The following is a 16,324-nucleotide window of genomic DNA, read 5'->3' as shown; positions in this document are numbered from 1 at the left end:
CTAACGATTTAACAACACTTTTTTTAAGAATTTATCTAAATATTTTTTTTCAAATAAATTATATAAATAACTTGTGGTTATAGTTAAAACCATACAAATTGTAAATAAAAAAATTAATCTACCTACATTACTCAGACCAAAATCAAAACGTTCAAAAAAACGAATGAACAATTGGTGCCACATATAAAAAGGATAACTCAACGTTCCAAGAAAAATAAATAGTGGTCTTTTGAACATTTTATTTGAAATAATTCCTTTTTCGTCATTAAATATGAGTATCAAAACGCCTAATGGAATCCAAAAATAGATGGAATAGGCAAATGGTAAAAGACTTTCCGAAAATAAATTAGCTGTAACAAAAAAAGTAAAAAATAGCAGTAGCGATGCAATCTCAAATAAATTATAATTATACTCTCTGCTTCGGATTGCTTGACTTAATTTGAATAAAAATATTCCGAAAATAAAATCAACTATTCTAAAAATCGGTGAAATATAAAACACTGCATGATGCCATTTCTCTGGAACAAATAACATGATTAAAAAAATCAAAATTAGTGCAGAGATGATTAAAAAAGTAAATTTTTTTAAGCTAATTTTAGAAAAAAAAGGGATAAAAAAAGGGAATAATAAATAACAAAACAGCAACACGGAAACATTCCATGAAACACCATTAAAACTAAAATAAACTTCTTTTATGGGAATAAATGCTTGTAATAAAAAGACATTGAAAAATAATTTTGATATAAAAAACCAAAACTTGTCATGGATTTCGCTTATGACAAAAAAAAATGAAACAAACAGTGTAATTAAGTGTAGCGGATAGATTCTAATTAAACGTTTTAGAAAAAACTCTTTTTCAGAAATTGTATTTGAAAGTAATCTGTTTTCGTAAACATACGTTAAAATAAACCCACTCAAAATAATAAAAAAAGCATGACCTACGGAAACTTTTGTTAGCCCCAAATGTCCAATAAATACAAAAAAGGAAAAGAAAAAACGTAAAGACGACAATGAATTCTTCATTAAAACAATTGTTTTCTAAAGTAAGTTAAAAGTACCAAAAAATAACAAAAATATGTTATAGCATGAGCCATAACTGCTCCTTCAGCATCAAAATAATTTATCGCAAAATAACCTACTGAAATTAAGGTGAAATAGGAAAAAATTTCTGTGACAAAATAAGCTAAAGTTTGTTTTTTTGCTAAAAAGTGTAAGGCTAAAATCCACGAGCATACTTTAAAAAAATCACCCATCAATTGCCAAAAAAACAATTTTGAAACCGGTTGAAACTCGGCTGTAAATAAAATTGAAATTATGATATTTCTAAAAAAATAGATAGCAATAATTCCAATTAAAAAAACAGGAACTATAGTTTTGAAATAGTTATGAAATACAGACTTCGTTTCTTCTCCGTTTGAAATTGCTAATTGCGGTAAAAAATACATACTCATTAACGAAGAAACAAAAAGCATATAATAACTTGAAATTCTACTCATGGATTCCCAATATCCTGCCGTGTCAATTCCTGCCGTGTCAATGAGATGATTTCTTAAAAAAATATAAATGAACGGTCCTGTTAAAGCCGAAAAAAGTGCCATTGCCGAATAAGAACTTAAATTCTTTAAAATCGACTTATCAAAAGATTTTAGTGTTATAAATTGAAACAACTTAATTTCCTTACATACAAAAAAAAACGCGACAAAAAAGTTGGCTGTTGGGGCCAAAACCATCGCTAGTAATGCTCCTAAAATGTTATAATTGAGTACTAAAAACAAAGAGAACACAAAACCGATTATGTTTCCAATGATAGAGATGTAAACTACTTTTTTATATTTTTCTAATCCGTTGATTAACGAAGTGAAAAAAAGTGAAAATCCATAAAATGGTAAACTAAAAATAGTGGCTTTGATGATTATTTCAAATTCGTTTTCAGAACTGAATAAATAGGAAGTAATTGCCTCTTTAAAAACAAACAATCCAATTCCAAAAAGCACCATAAATGTCAAAATGGTAATGGTAACTGTAGAAATTAACTTCTTAAATTGCTCGTTATCTTCTTTAAATTGTGCAGTATATTTAATTATTCCGTTTTGAAAACCAAGTGTCGCAAAGCTTTCTAAAGAAGTTTGAAAATTACGCAAATTCCCAACTAAAGCCATTCCCGCCGGACCAACATAGATTGCTAAAATTTTTGAAATGACTAGTCCGAACCCGATTCGTAAAAGAATAGCAAAACTGTTCAATGAAGATATTTTGAACCAAGCAGCACCGACTATATCTTTAAAAAATTTCAATTAATATCGATTTATTACTTGAATAACATAACTTACTTCCTCCTCCGGCAATACCGGACTCATCGGTAAACTCAATACTTCCCGATGCATTTTTTCTGTCATTGGAAAAGATAACGAATTAAATGCTGCCAACGCATTTTGCTGATGCGGCGGAATTGGGTAATGAATCATGGTTTCGATACCGTTTTCTTTTAAATATTCCTGCAATTCATTTCTATTTTCTGTCCGAATGACAAATAAATGAAAAACATGATTTGTTGAACCGTCATAATGTGGTAAAACAATTTTATTATTTTTAATTTCAGCTAAATATCGATTCGCTATTTGTCTTCGCTTTTGATTATCCTTATCTAAATCGGCCAATTTTACGTTTAAAAAAGCAGCTTGCAATTCATCCAAACGCGAATTAATTCCGATAAAATCATTGACATATTTTTTTTCTGAACCATAATTTCGCATGGCTCGGATGATTCTATTTAAATCACCATCATTGGTAACAATTCCTCCGCCGTCGCCTAGACAACCTAAATTTTTAGAGGGATAAAAGCTGTAGGCCGCGGGGTGATGGGTAATTGGTGATGGGCGATGGGTTCCGTGCGACTGAGCAGCATCTTCGATGATTAAAAAATTATGTTGCTTAGCAATCGCCTCAATTTTATCCATTTCCGCCAACTGTCCGTATAAATGAACCACTAAAATGGCTTTGGTTTTTGGGGTGATTTTTTCAGTAATTAAATCCGGATTTAGATTGTAGGTTTCCAATTTTGGTTCAACTAAAACCGGAACTAAATCAGCATGTAAAATGGATAAAATACTGGCAATGTAGGTATTTGCAGGAACAATCACTTCGTCTCCCTTTTGCAGTTTTCCTAATTCGATATAAGCCTTAAAAATTAAAATCAACGCATCTAAACCGTTCCCTACTCCAATACAATGTTTTGACTGACAATAGTTTGCAAAATTTTCTTCAAACAATTTTACTTCATCTCCCAAAATATACCAACCGCGTTGCATGAACTGCTCCAACTTTTCTTGAAAAGCAGCTTCATAACGTTGATTAACTTTTTTTAAATCGAAAAATTTTATCATAGAATTACTTGCTCCAATTTGGTATAATTTTTTGTTTGAACTTCATAAAAATCTTGCGTCAAAATATGAGCACCAAAACTTTCTTTCCAATAGGAAAGTCCACCGTTTAATTTTTTCCCTTGTTCTTCATTTGAAATACCAAAATCGAAATATCTTTTATCCTTAAAAACATCTGTAATCAAAAAATGATGAAGAAAATCCAATGTACCAAGATCATTTTTTGAAGAATTGGCCGAAATGTATTGAGAATGAGCTACATTTTTACTTTCAAAAATAGTTGTTCCTCCAATTAATTCATTTTCTTTATAAATGTTAAATTGTCTAATATTTGAAGGAAATTTACTCTTCAAAAACGCTATTTCTTCAACTGTATGAACCGGTGAAGCATTGTATTTATTCTTTAAGTTAGGAATTAAAATAGCATTCCAAAAAGCTGAAAAATCATTTTCTTCTTTAACAATCAATTTGTTTTTCTTTCCTCTTTTTACACCTTCTTTTCTATCTTTTGCAAAAAATATTTCAGTAGATAGATCTATCACAGCAAGTGTGTCTCTTCTGATTAATTTTGCCTCTGTTAAGAATAAAATATATTTCACTTCATCTGATAAAAAATCACAGTAAATCATTGGTATTTCTTTCAAAATTAGCCTGCTAACGTTCGTTTTATAAAGTTCGTTTATAAGTGATTTAAAAATAAAAATAACTTTTTCTAATTTCAATCCTTCTTTATAAATCAATCCACCATAAGTTAAGCCCTGATGCGAAAAAACCTCATCACCTGCCCTATTGGCGGGTAAAACGGCAACCCAGCCTTTGTGGTCTTCAACAATCAATGAATAATCTTCAAATCGATTTTGATGGTATTCCATAAAATCACGATGAAACAAAAAAGTGGCGTTTTTGGCTTGATTGATAAAATCATTCCATGCGAGGTAATCGGCTGAAATATATTTTCTTATGGTATAATTTTGCACGAACTTTTATTAATTTTTTAACCTAAACAATAAAAATAGTATCTTTAAATCCCAAATCAAGTTGAAATTCAATATGAAACGAAAATACAACTATTTTCTGTTATGGTCGCTACATTTTTTTTTATTCCCCGTTTTTGGGCAACAAGTAACTTTGCATCAGCAGTTCAATGGTCGATTTGATTATACGTTTATAGGAAACACGATGAACACGGAGGAGAACAGAGGACTTGGCAATTCTCCCTGTATTATTAACACCACTTCCTCTGCAACTTTAGCTCTGCAACCCGACGATACTTTAGAAAAAGCTTACCTATATTGGGCTGGCTCAGGACCAGGCGATTTTAATGTCAAACTGAACGACATTGATATTGTTCCGGATCGCACATTTAATATCACTCAGTTATCCTCCGGTTTGGTTTTTTTTAGTGCATTTAAAGATATAACCGAACAAGTTTTAAATACCGGAAATGGAACTTACACACTTTCCGAATTGGATCTTTCAGCCATCATTCCAACCTATTGCCCCAATGCCACTAACTTTGCCGGATGGGCAATAATTATAGTCTACCAAAATGATAACTTACCCATTAATCAATTAAATATTTATGATGGATTAGATTATATTGGCGGTGGAAATTTATTTTTAAACTTTTCTTTGAGCAGTTTAAACGTAATTGATAATGTGGGGGCCAATATTGGTTTTATTGCTTGGGAAGGTGATTCTAATTTGGCTGTGAATGAAACGTTGCGAATCAATGGAAATATACTGAGTAATCCGCCGTTAAATCCTGCCAATAATGCGTTTAACGGAACAAATTCCATCACTGGAAGTAACGATTTGTATAATATGGATTTGGATATTTATGAAATCCAAAATTTCATACAGCCCGGAAATCAAACAGCTGAGATTGCTTTGACATCCGGTCAAGATTTTGTGATGATTAATGCCGTGGTAACCAAATTAAACAGTCAAGTTCCCGATGCAACTATTGTGATTGATGATTATTTACTAACGTGTGATTCAAGAGAAATTACAGTTGATTACACCGTTTTCAATTTGGAATCTACCAATCCACTTCCTGCCAACACGCCAATTGCGATTTATGCAAACGGTATTTTAATCGGAACAACCGCAACTGTTGGTGTGATTGAAGTAAATGAGAGTGAATCTAATTCAATCACACTTCAAATTCCGAGTGAAATCCCGTCGCTTTTTGAATTAACCATTTCTGTGGACGATATTGGAAATGGAACCGGAATTGTGAATGAAATCATTGAGAATAATAATTCCAATAGTGTGGAGATTTCTCTTATTTTTTCGCCTGAGTTTAATGTCTTAGAACCAATTTCTGTATGCAATGAAGGTTTTGGCATAGGAACTTTCGATCTAACAATTATTGAAAATGTTGTTTTAATTGATTTTTCACATACCATCAGTTTTCACCCAACGCTTTCAGATGCAGAAATGAATCTTAATGAGATTATCGATGTAAATAATTATCAAACTACTAATGGAACGAATGTTTTTATCAGGATTGAAAATGAATTTTGTTTTAGTATAACATCATTAGAATTACTCACGAACAACTGCCCGCCCACTGTTTATAATTTCATTTCAGCAAATGAAGACGGTTTTAACGATTATTTCTTTATTGATGGGTTACGCGACATTTTCCTCAACTTTCAAATTGAAATTTACAACCGTTGGGGATATCTAATTTGGAAAGGCAACCAAAATACGGAAGATTGGCGTGGCGAAGTGACGGAAGATGTAAAATGGAACGGCGATATTTCGGCAGATGGAACCTACTTTTATTTATTGTTTTTAAACGATCCCGATTATCCGAAACCATTGCAAGGCTTTCTCTACATTACCCGTTAAACTTTCCCAACTGTTGGCAAATACCATTTGAATTTTACTGCCATTAAACGAATGGTGATAATAACTGACGAAGTGACTAAATACAGTACATCGTTATTCAAATTAAAATATTTTAAAGCGAAGAACACTATTCCACCAATAATACAAATTGTAGCATAAATTTCTCTTCTAAAAATAATTGGAATTTCATTACACAAAATATCGCGAATAACACCGCCAAAACAAGCTGTCATGGTTCCCAAAGCGATACAAATGATTGGGTGTAAGCCAATTTCAATTCCTTTTTCTAAACCGATTAATGTAAAAACACCTAATCCAATTGTATCAAATAAAAAAAGTGATTTTCGAAGGCGGTCCAATTTTTTTCTAAAAATAAGAGCGGTGAAAAATCCGAGTGAAATCATGTACACATAGGTCAAATCTTGCATCCAGCCCACGGGAGTTCTTCCGATAAGTACGTCACGCAATGTTCCGCCGCCAACTGCTGTGACAAACGCAATGATAAAGACCCCAAAGGGATCAAGTTTTTTATTCAAAGCAGTCAAAACTCCGGAAATTGCAAAAGCCATGGTACCGATAACGTCGAGAAGATGAAACATTTTAATAATTCATTAGATTGGCTGCAAAGTTAGAAGTTCTTTTTATTTTTATATGTTTGTTGAAGCTTATTAAATAATTTCAGCAATCTAAAGATGATTCAAAATTTAAATGATTTACTTTTTATCATTTCAAATTATTTTTTTATCTCGTTCGGAATTTATTCAATTTTATACTTGATATTATCCATTTTTATAAAAAAGAAAATTCTGTACAAAACTGACAATGAAGTTTGTAAACTGATTATCTTTTTAGGAATTATCTATTTTGTAGTTTGGACAATAGCTGTTTTTATTTCTTTAGTAAATGAAGAAAGTAGAACTTATTTACTTAACAGAATGTTCGGAAAGTATTGGATCGGATTTTGGTTACAACCCTTATTTTGGATTGGAATGACTCAACTTTTAAGACTCGAAAAAATTCAAAAAAAATGGTTTTCCCGAATACTTTTCAGCTTCTTTTTTATATTTTCATTTGAAAAAATAGTGATCATTACAACCTCATTACACAGAGATTATTTGCCAAGTTCATGGACAATGTATTCGGATTTAGATTTTTTACCTGATTATTTTTGGATAAATCTAATTTTAAAAATCATTCTTTTTTTATTGTTTGCAGGAATATTTTATTCCATCAGAAAAACGATTTTGAATTTTTGGACAATAAAATAAAATTACATATTCTGTGTATAAAAACTATAGTCTTTCAAAACAGTTCTAATAAAATCGGTGTCGTTGCCGGAAATATTTTTAACGCCGGTCACTTCCTCTATTTTGTTGCGAAGTTTAATTAGCGTAGCATAATCTCTTTTGACAACCGCAACATTAAAAGTTTCCTTAATAATCCTAGCATCGTTATCGCTGAGCTTTATAACCAAAGGATAAGTAGGCACAAAAGCCATATCAATTTCTTCTAAAATCGTGTGATTAATATTGATGTCGTTTTTCAAACTAATCACCGCAGTTCCGGCAGTCATATCACCCAATCGTTGCGTTTTTGCGCTGGTTATCATGGCAATTAATCCGATTACACCGCTACTCATATTCACATCAATGATTCTAAACAGCCATCGAATTAAATAATCACCAAATGACGCTTGATAACCATCAATTTTAACCACTTTCATTTGCAACAGTCGTTTGCCAATGGTTTGTCCTTCCAAAATGCTTTCAAAAATCAGTGAATAAAATATAACCGGAGAATATACCACAATAATAATGGCATAATAAGACCAATTGTCTAAACCAAGCATCCGTTGATTTATTCCAAGGTAGTAAAAAAAGATACCCCATATCAGAACAGAATAAGCTGCTTTAACCATTAAATCAAGCAAGTAGCCCAACATTCTGTGGCCAACAGAAGCCGCTGAAAAATTTATAGTAACATTTTGTGTTGTCGTAATAGATAATTCTGACATATTTTATATTTTAGCAAACCATGAGAGAAGTTGCATTCATAAAGCAAAATAAAGCAAAATGGCTCGAATTTGAGCAAGCTATTTTTGGTAAAGCTAAGAAAAATCCAGATGAAATGGCTAGTTTATATATCCATTTGGTCAACGATTTATCATATGCACAAACCTATTACCCTAAAAGTAAGACGGTTGTCTATCTCAATCACCTTGCTTCGCAAATTTATCAAAAGATTTACAAAACCAAGCGAACAGAGCAAAATAGAATTGTTTATTTTTTCTCAACTGAAGTGCCTTTGATTGTGTATGAATACCGAAGATACTTGGTTTATGCATTTGTTTTGTTCTTCTTGTGTACAGGAATCGGTGTGATTTCGGCTAGATATGATGTTGATTTTGTTCGACTTATTCTTGGCGACAATTATGTAAACATGACTTTGGAAAACATCAAAAACGGAAATCCGGTCGCTGTTTACAAGAGCGGAAGCAATTGGGGCGGATTTATCGCCATAACCATGAATAACCTTTATGTGGGAGCTCAATGTTTCATTTGGGGAATTTTTTGTGGTGTCGGCACTTTTTATATCATGCTTCAAAATTGCATTATGTTGGGTTCTTTTCAATACTTTTTTTACCAAGAAGGTGTTTTTTGGGAGAGTGTTCGTGGTATTTGGATTCATGGTTCAATGGAAATTTTTGCCATTGTTATTGAAACGGCAGCCGGATTTATTTTGGGTGCTTCCATCCTATTTCCAAAAACCTACTCACGATTGAATTCTTTTAAAATTGGTTTTAAAAACGGATTAAAAATATTTTTGAGCACAATGCCTTTTACCATTGCTGCTGGATTTTTGGAAGGGTTTATAACACGTTATTCATTAGAAATGCCCAATTGGCTTAATGTGGTAATCATTTTGAGTACATTAAGTATGATCTCCTTTTATTTTTTAATTTTCCCTTTTATCGTTCACCGAAAAATGAAAACTATCCAATTAAAACCATAAAACTATGTTTCAACTTTTCAAGAAAAGAAATTTCAGCGATTATATAAGCGACACGTTTACCTTTTTTAAAGTAACCGGAAAACATTTTTTTAAGAATTATTTCATTATCAATGGCACACTTTTAATCATGCTAATGGTGCTTTCGTATTTTGTATTTAAAGTATATTTTGAAATGATTTTTGCCAACATTGGTTCATCTGCTCCTAATTTTTTGGAAGATTATTTTAACAATAACATTGGATTAATTATAGGTGTTTTTTTAGTATTTTTTCTATTGATTATGTTTATTTCATTAATCAATTATGCCTTTCCTGTAATCTACATGAATTTATATGATAGAAAAAAAGGAAGTGATTTTGAAACCAAAGAAATTATAGCCGAATTAAAGTCTAAATTTGGTAAAATTGTCGTGTTCTTTTTAGTTATTTTTCTATTAAGTATAACCGCCGGATTAATTATCATGGGATTAATTATTGCATTGATGTTTGTTTTAATCGGATTTGTTTTGGCTATCATTTTTATTCCGGCAATTTTAGCCCTCGTTCAATTGAGTTTTTATGAATATATGAACTCCGAAATTGGTGTTTTTGATGCTTTAGGAAAAGGTTTTGAAAAATTAAAACAGAATTTTTGGCCCATCGTTGGTTCCACCGTTGTAATGTATTTTATCATACAAATTGTAGTGAGTATTTTTTCATTGGTTCCTTATATAATCGGAATTGCAAGTATGTTTACATCGCTTGATAACGGAAACTCTCAAGAGGAAACTTTATCGTTTGTTTCGATTATGATGGTTCTTTTTATGTGTTTAACGCTACTTTTTAGCTACATTTTAAATAATTTATTGGTGGTAAACAACGGCATCATCTACTACAGTTTACGTGAACAAAATGAAAATAGAAATACGATTAACGATATCGATTTGATTGGAACTGATAGTGAATAAAATCTTTTACATATTCTTTTTACTAACTTGGCTAAACTCTTTTTCGCAAGATACATTACCCTATAATGAAGTTTTTGAAGAAAAAATAATTTTCACTGAGAAAGACATCGAAATTGATTCGTCAACTATCGAAACCAGAACGTTTGAAGGTGATTTTAAAGACAACTACCAAGACAGTGATTATATTTATGAACAAGCCGTCAAAGAATCCAATTGGTGGGAACGATTTAAACAGTGGCTGGCCGATTTCTTTAAAAACCTATTTAATTTAAGTAGTGACACCGTTTCTGGTAAAGTGGTTGATATTTTGATCAAATCGCTTGCCGTTATATTGATTGTTTTTGTAATTTACTTGATTGTAAAATCAATTATGAATGGCGAAGGACAATGGATTTTCGGAAAATCATCCGACAAAAAGGTCATTCATTATGAAGACATTGAGAAAAACATTCACTTGGTTGATTTTGAAAAACTCATCAAAGAAACACTTAAATCCGGCGAACAACGTTTAAGTATTCGCTATTACTACTTGTGGCTTTTGAAAAAAATGGCGGATAAAAACATCATTGAATGGGATATTGAAAAAACCAATTCCGATTATTTATACGAAATAAAAGACCAAACATTCAAACCTAATTTTGAATATGTTTCTTATCTCTACAACTACATTTGGTATGGCGAATTTGAATTAGACGAACAAACCTTTGAAAAAGCAAAAGCCGCTTTTGAAAAAATTATCAAATCCACCTGATGAGTAGAACCATTAAAATATACATTATTTTTTTAGTTGTTGTAATGGCATTGATAATTTATGTAGATGCTAATCGTCCGCGACCCATCAACTGGTCACCAAGTTTTGATATAAAATCAAAAATTCCGTTTGGTTTAAAAATTTTTCAAGAGGAAAAAGACAAGTATTTTAAAGGCGATTCAGTGTCCGAAATTCGCGTAACGCCGTATGAGTTTTTTGATGCTCATTATGATTTTGACACCTTAGTAAACACCTACACCATCAAAGGAACATTTTTGGCGATTGATAATTATTATGAAATAGATGAACCATCTACCGATGAAATTCTATACTTCGTGTCGCATGGAAATGATGCGTTTTTGAGTATGAGTGCTTTTTCGAAAAAGCTCCAAGATTCATTAAAATTTGAAACATTAAATCACTATTTCAAAGATCGAATCGTAAACACTTTAGCCAACAAAAAACTGGATGACAAAGAATATCAAATGAAAATGGGCGTTTCAGGTTATCATTTTTCCTCTTTTGACACTTTAAAAACTACTGTACTGGGTTATCAAAAGACAAACGATTCCACGTATGTAAATTTTATCAAAATTCCACACGGTAATGGTCATTTTTATCTGCATACGCAGCCTTTTGCTTTTACTAATTATTACTTATTAAAAGACAGAAATCATCAATATGCCGAAAAAATATTGTCTTATGTGCCAAAAGGAACTATTTTTTGGTACCCGAATAAAACCTATAATAGTGCTGTTTCCAGCTCGCCCATGCGTTTTATTTTGAGTCATGAAGGACTAAAATGGGCGTGGTATGTGTTTTTAATCGGAATGATTATCTTTATGATTTTCAATGCCAAACGAAAACAACGGATTATTCCAATCATAAAACCATTAGAAAACACAACGGTAGATTTTACCAAAACCATCGGGAATTTATATTTTCAAGAAGGAAATCACGACACCATCATGGAAAAGAAAATTATCTATTTCCTTGAAAAATTGAGACAAGACTATCTAATTGATACACAAAATTTAGACGAAGATTTTATAAAAAAAGTACATCAAAAAACCGGAAAAGATAGTACACTCATTGAAAAAGCAGTTTTGCTCATCAAACGACAACGAAAAACATTTAAAAGCACCGAAGCTGAATTGATTGAGTTGAATGGTGTTTTGGAGAAGATTTTGGATGTAAAATAATTCGTTTTAATAGCACACGGGTTTTAGTAGATTAAGTGGGTTTTCACTGATAAATAAGTCGACTTAGTCGAAATGGATTTGAACAGATTACGATAAGAATAAAATAAGTTTTCAATAAAAAATAAACGCCATGCAACACAAAGAAACAACAGCAGAAATTATTAATTCATTTTATAAAGTTTACAATACGTTGGGATTTGGATTTTTAGAAAAAGTATATGAAAATGCATTGTCAATTGAACTAAAGACAAAAGGATTTAATTGTAAAAGACAAAACCCGATTACAGTTTTTTATGAAGATGAAATTGTTGGAGAATATTTTGCTGATTTAATTGTAAACGATGAAATAATTATTGAATTAAAAGCATGTGAAACCTTAATAAAAGAGCATGAAATTCAAGTCATAAACTATTTAAAAGCAACTAAAATTGAAGTAGCATTATTACTTAATTTCGGAAAAACACCAGAAATAAAAAGAAAAATATATTCAAACGAATTTAAAAAAATTAATAAAAACCACTAATTTTAAACCAAATGAAATCCGCTGAAATCTTTTTTTGCTTTAGCAATTTAAAAAAATAATCAGCGTAAATCTATTTAATCATTTAAAAATCCGTGTGCCATTAAAAGTATAAAATATGGAAGAAAATCTAATCCCATCACAACCGGAAGGAACCGTCAACTTTGAATCCCGCATCGACCTCAAACCCTTGCAGGAAAGCATTCAAGCCATTAAAGAACAATTAAATACAGTGATTGTTGGTCAACACAAAATGATTGATCAATTGTTGGTTGCAATCCTTTCAAATGGACATGTGCTCTTGGAAGGTGTTCCCGGTGTGGCAAAAACAATTACAGCAAAACTGTTAGCCAAAACATTAAGCATTGGCTTTAGCCGAATTCAGTTTACGCCCGATTTGATGCCTTCCGACATTTTAGGAACATCGGTATTTGACTTAAAAAAATCGGAATTTGAATTCAAAAAAGGACCTATTTTTTCCAATTTAATTTTGATTGACGAAATCAACCGTGCTCCTGCCAAAACCCAAGCCGCTTTGTTTGAAGTCATGGAAGAACGTCAAATCACCATCGACGGAACGACTTATCCAATGACCGCTCCGTTTTTAGTTATCGCCACTCAAAATCCAATCGAGCAAGAAGGAACGTATCGTTTACCGGAAGCTCAACTCGACCGTTTTTTGTTTAAAATCAACATCGATTATCCAAAACTAGAGGAAGAAATCCATATTCTTCAAAAAGAGCACGCGTTGTTAAGTGAAAATAAATTGGGTAATATCAAAACCTTATTATCAGCTGCCGATATTCAACAATTTCAAGTTTTGGTCAAACAGATTATTGTAGAACCAAATTTATTGGAATACATTGCCAAATTGGTTGTCAACACCAGAGAAAACGGCTTTTTATATTTAGGAGCTTCTCCTCGTGCATCGATTGCCATTTTGAATGCTTCTAAAGGATTTGCAGCTCTTCGCGGTCGTGATTTTGTAACTCCGGAAGACATCAAAGAGGCAGCCATTCCCGTTTTGCAGCACCGCGTAATTGTTACACCGGAACGTGAAATGGAAGGCATTACCAGCAAAGAAATCATTCAACAAATCATCGAATCCATCGAGATTCCGAGATAAAATCATAGATTTTGAAAAAAGGTTTTAAACAACTCTATATCAACAATTTCTTTTTCTACTTGCTCGGTGGAATCGTGGCGGTATTTATTGTGAGTTTCTTTTTTCCGGTTTTTTATAATGTAGCTTGGTATTTTTTGCTGATCACATTATCCTTTTTTGTATTAGATGTAATTATTCTTTTTGCCGCTAAAATCGGAATTCAAGCTACTCGAATTGCTCCCGAAAAATTGTCAAACGGCGATGAAAACCCCATTAGCATTTCTATTCGAAATTATTATACATTTGCTGTTTTTTCAAAGATAATTGACGAAATTCCGTTTCAATTTCAAGTGAGAAATTTTGATATTAACCGAAAAATCAAAGCTTCTTCGCAAGATGATATTCAATATTTCCTGCGTCCGGTTGAAAGAGGTGAATATGTTTTTGGAAATTTGAATGTCTATATTTCTTCGCCTTTGCGGATAATTTCACGACGGTTTACTTTCAATAAAGACCAAATGGTGCCTACTTATCCATCCTACATTCAGTTGCGAAAATATGATTTGATGGCCTTTTCCAATAATTTGTTTCAATATGGTGTGAAAAAAATCCGCCGAATTGGTCATACCATGGAGTTTGAACAAATCAAAGAATACATTCAAGGCGATGACATCCGAACATTAAATTGGAAAGCTACGGCTAAGAAAAATAGTTTGATGGTGAACCAATTTCAAGACGAAAAATCTCAATCGGTTTACATGATTATTGATAAAGGCCGTGTGATGAAAATGCCTTTTAACGGTTTGAGTTTGTTGGATTACGCTATCAACGCTACCTTGGTTTTGTCAAACGTAATTCTGAAAAAACACGACAAAGCGGGTATGTTTACTTTCTCCAAAAAGGTTGAGAACAGAGTGGTTGCCGAAAAACGTTCCTCACAAATGCAATTGATAATGGAATGTTTATACAACATCAAAACCGACTTTTTTGAGAGCGATTTCAGTCGATTATACACCGATGTGAAGAAAAACATCAACCAGCGAAGCCTACTTTTACTTTACACCAATTTTGAAACGTTGGATGGTTTGCATCGCCAACTTCCCTATCTAAAAGGTATTGCCAAAAATCATTTGCTCGTGGTTGTCTTTTTTCAAAATACAGAATTGAACGATCTCATCCACAAAAAAGCCGAAACGGTTCAGGAAGTGTATGATAAAGTAATTGCCGAAAAATTCATGTTCGAAAAACGCCTAATCGTCAACGAACTAAAAAAATACGGTATTTATTCCGTCCTCACCCAACCGGAAAACTTGACTTTAGATACAATTAATAAATATTTAGAGATCAAAGCGAGAGGGATTTTGTAACTGTTGGCGGTTGTCTGTTATCCGTCAACTGTAAACAGACAACAGACAACTGATAACCTTCAGAAGCGAATGGCTCGGGCATTTCCAGCCATCCATTTTCCCGCTTTTCGTTCCAATTTTTTGTTCACGAGCAAAGCTCGCAAACAAAAAGATTTCCACTGGAATCGGGGCTAAAAAGTAAACAAATCGCCTACTTGGAAACAAAAACCGTAAAAAAAAATTTCTCACAGAAAGTACAAAATTTACAGAACAACCCGAAACCCGAAACTCGCCACGCGAAACATAAAAATTCCTATCTTAGCCAACCAAAATTCATCACCTTGAAAACAATCACTTCCGCACAAAATCCATTCATCAAATCACTGGTTCAATTGCAGGAAAAAGCCAAAACCCGCAAGCAAACCGGCACATTTTTAATGGAAGGCAAACGCGAAATTGAATTAGCCGTAAAAGGTGGTTATCAGTTAGAAACCCTTTTATTTTTACCCGAATTAATTTCAGAAAAAGACTTGAAAAAATTCAACGTATTAGATTGCATTGAAATTTCAAAAGAAGTCTATCAAAAATTAGCTTATCGGGATACTACAGAAGGAATTTTAGCCATCACCAAATCAAAATCGCATCAACTATCCGACTTAAAACTTTCCGAAAACCCACTCATTTTAGTCGCCGAAGGAATTGAAAAACCAGGAAATATTGGAGCTTTATTACGAACTGCCGACGCGGCAAACATCGATGCCGTGATTATCGCCAACCCAAAAAGTGATTTATATAACCCAAATGTTGTTCGCTCAAGTGTTGGCTGTTTGTTTACTAATCAAATAGCCATTGGAACGACCGAAGCAGTGATGGCTTACTTAAAAAAGAATAACATTGCTATTTATTCGGCCACGCTTCAAAACTCGAATTCCTATCACATAGAAAATTACACTACTCCAACCGCTTTGGTCGTTGGTACAGAAGCAACCGGTTTATCTGAGTTATGGCGAACCGAAAGCACACAAAACATCATCATCCCCATGCAAGGTGAAATCGATTCGATGAATGTGTCAGTAGCCGCGGCTATTTTGTTATTTGAGGCAAAAAGACAGAGAGGGTTTTAAACTTTTAACAACTCACATGCCTTCTTTTTGGAATTTGTTTTTTCTATCTTATATTTATCAACTTTTCCACTTGCACAGT

At 32.5% G+C, this 16,324-nt stretch carries 16 protein-coding genes; 10 read left to right on the top strand and 6 right to left on the bottom strand.

Features of this window, described 5'->3' with window-relative positions:
• The 4 genes from B0I10_RS05860 to B0I10_RS05845 are packed head-to-tail and all read right to left on the bottom strand — an operon-like array spanning position 1 to position 4,357.
• Positions 1 to 1,023: an acyltransferase family protein gene (locus tag B0I10_RS05860; RefSeq protein WP_112085555.1), complete on the bottom strand. Its 1,023-nt coding sequence runs from the start codon at positions 1,021 to 1,023 to the stop codon at positions 1 to 3.
• A complete protein-coding gene (locus B0I10_RS05855) occupies positions 1,023 to 2,294 on the bottom strand; it encodes an O-antigen translocase (protein ID WP_245942953.1) in 1,272 nt (423 codons plus the stop codon). The genes B0I10_RS05860 and B0I10_RS05855 overlap by 1 nt, the downstream gene beginning before the upstream one ends.
• Positions 2,295 to 3,383 carry a DegT/DnrJ/EryC1/StrS family aminotransferase gene (locus tag B0I10_RS05850; RefSeq protein WP_112085554.1) on the bottom strand — a complete coding sequence of 363 codons (1,089 nt, stop codon included), beginning with the start codon at positions 3,381 to 3,383 and terminating at the stop codon, positions 2,295 to 2,297. It abuts the gene before it with no gap.
• Positions 3,380 to 4,357 (bottom strand): GNAT family N-acetyltransferase, encoded by a 978-nt coding sequence (locus tag B0I10_RS05845; RefSeq protein WP_112085553.1) that lies wholly within the window; start codon positions 4,355 to 4,357, stop codon positions 3,380 to 3,382. The genes B0I10_RS05850 and B0I10_RS05845 overlap by 4 nt, the downstream gene beginning before the upstream one ends.
• Positions 4,358 to 4,430: 73 nt before the next feature.
• On the opposite strand from B0I10_RS05845, the gene B0I10_RS05840 reads away from it, so the two are divergent.
• Positions 4,431 to 6,239: a gliding motility-associated C-terminal domain-containing protein gene (locus tag B0I10_RS05840; RefSeq protein WP_245942952.1), complete on the top strand. Its 1,809-nt coding sequence runs from the start codon at positions 4,431 to 4,433 to the stop codon at positions 6,237 to 6,239.
• Here the strand turns inward: B0I10_RS05840 and B0I10_RS05835 are convergent.
• Positions 6,236 to 6,838, bottom strand: a complete 603-nt coding sequence (locus tag B0I10_RS05835; RefSeq protein ID WP_112085552.1) for a trimeric intracellular cation channel family protein — start codon at positions 6,836 to 6,838, stop codon at positions 6,236 to 6,238. The genes B0I10_RS05840 and B0I10_RS05835 overlap by 4 nt on opposite strands.
• Before the next feature lie 93 nt (positions 6,839 to 6,931).
• Here B0I10_RS05835 and B0I10_RS05830 point away from each other — a divergent pair, with 93 nt between their 5' ends.
• Positions 6,932 to 7,507: a hypothetical protein gene (locus tag B0I10_RS05830; protein ID WP_112085551.1), complete on the top strand. Its 576-nt coding sequence runs from the start codon at positions 6,932 to 6,934 to the stop codon at positions 7,505 to 7,507.
• Between the two features lie 2 nt (positions 7,508 to 7,509).
• Here B0I10_RS05830 and B0I10_RS05825 read toward each other — a convergent pair whose 3' ends face one another.
• The gene (locus B0I10_RS05825; RefSeq protein ID WP_112085550.1) at positions 7,510 to 8,253 is read right to left on the bottom strand and encodes an RDD family protein; all 744 of its coding nucleotides are present in this window, start codon (positions 8,251 to 8,253) and stop codon (positions 7,510 to 7,512) included.
• A gap of 20 nt (positions 8,254 to 8,273) precedes the next feature.
• Between B0I10_RS05825 and B0I10_RS05820 the strand changes: the two genes are divergently transcribed.
• The 8 genes from B0I10_RS05820 (at position 8,274) to B0I10_RS05785 (ending at position 16,245) form a co-directional block, all read left to right on the top strand.
• Complete coding sequence (locus B0I10_RS05820; RefSeq protein ID WP_112085549.1) at positions 8,274 to 9,251, top strand: stage II sporulation protein M; 978 nt, start codon at positions 8,274 to 8,276, stop codon at positions 9,249 to 9,251.
• Between the two features lie 4 nt (positions 9,252 to 9,255).
• Positions 9,256 to 10,197, top strand: a complete 942-nt coding sequence (locus B0I10_RS05815; protein ID WP_112085548.1) for a hypothetical protein — start codon at positions 9,256 to 9,258, stop codon at positions 10,195 to 10,197.
• Positions 10,190 to 10,948, top strand: a complete 759-nt coding sequence (locus B0I10_RS05810) for a DUF4129 domain-containing protein (protein WP_112085547.1) — start codon at positions 10,190 to 10,192, stop codon at positions 10,946 to 10,948. Before B0I10_RS05815 ends, B0I10_RS05810 begins: the two co-directional genes overlap by 8 nt.
• On the top strand, positions 10,948 to 12,150 hold the full coding sequence (locus B0I10_RS05805) for a DUF4350 domain-containing protein (RefSeq protein ID WP_112085546.1): 1,203 nt from the start codon (positions 10,948 to 10,950) through the stop codon (positions 12,148 to 12,150). Before B0I10_RS05810 ends, B0I10_RS05805 begins: the two co-directional genes overlap by 1 nt.
• Positions 12,151 to 12,280: 130 nt before the next feature.
• Positions 12,281 to 12,673, top strand: a complete 393-nt coding sequence (locus tag B0I10_RS05800) for a GxxExxY protein (RefSeq protein WP_112085545.1) — start codon at positions 12,281 to 12,283, stop codon at positions 12,671 to 12,673.
• Positions 12,674 to 12,788: 115 nt separating this feature from the next.
• Positions 12,789 to 13,796 (top strand): AAA family ATPase, encoded by a 1,008-nt coding sequence (locus B0I10_RS05795; RefSeq protein WP_112085544.1) that lies wholly within the window; start codon positions 12,789 to 12,791, stop codon positions 13,794 to 13,796.
• An 11-nt stretch (positions 13,797 to 13,807) separates the two neighbouring features.
• Positions 13,808 to 15,142, top strand: coding sequence for a DUF58 domain-containing protein (locus B0I10_RS05790; protein ID WP_220086190.1), 1,335 nt, complete (start codon positions 13,808 to 13,810; stop codon positions 15,140 to 15,142).
• A 320-nt stretch (positions 15,143 to 15,462) separates the two neighbouring features.
• Positions 15,463 to 16,245, top strand: a complete 783-nt coding sequence (locus B0I10_RS05785; protein WP_112085584.1) for a TrmH family RNA methyltransferase — start codon at positions 15,463 to 15,465, stop codon at positions 16,243 to 16,245.
• Positions 16,246 to 16,324 lie beyond the last annotated feature (79 nt).

It is taken from the genome of Flavobacterium lacus, assembly GCF_003268815.1.
Classification (GTDB): Bacteria; Bacteroidota; Bacteroidia; order Flavobacteriales; family Flavobacteriaceae; genus Flavobacterium; species Flavobacterium lacus.
The sequence above is the reverse complement of the archived record's forward strand: the minus strand, read 5'-3'. Positions and strand labels throughout refer to the sequence as shown.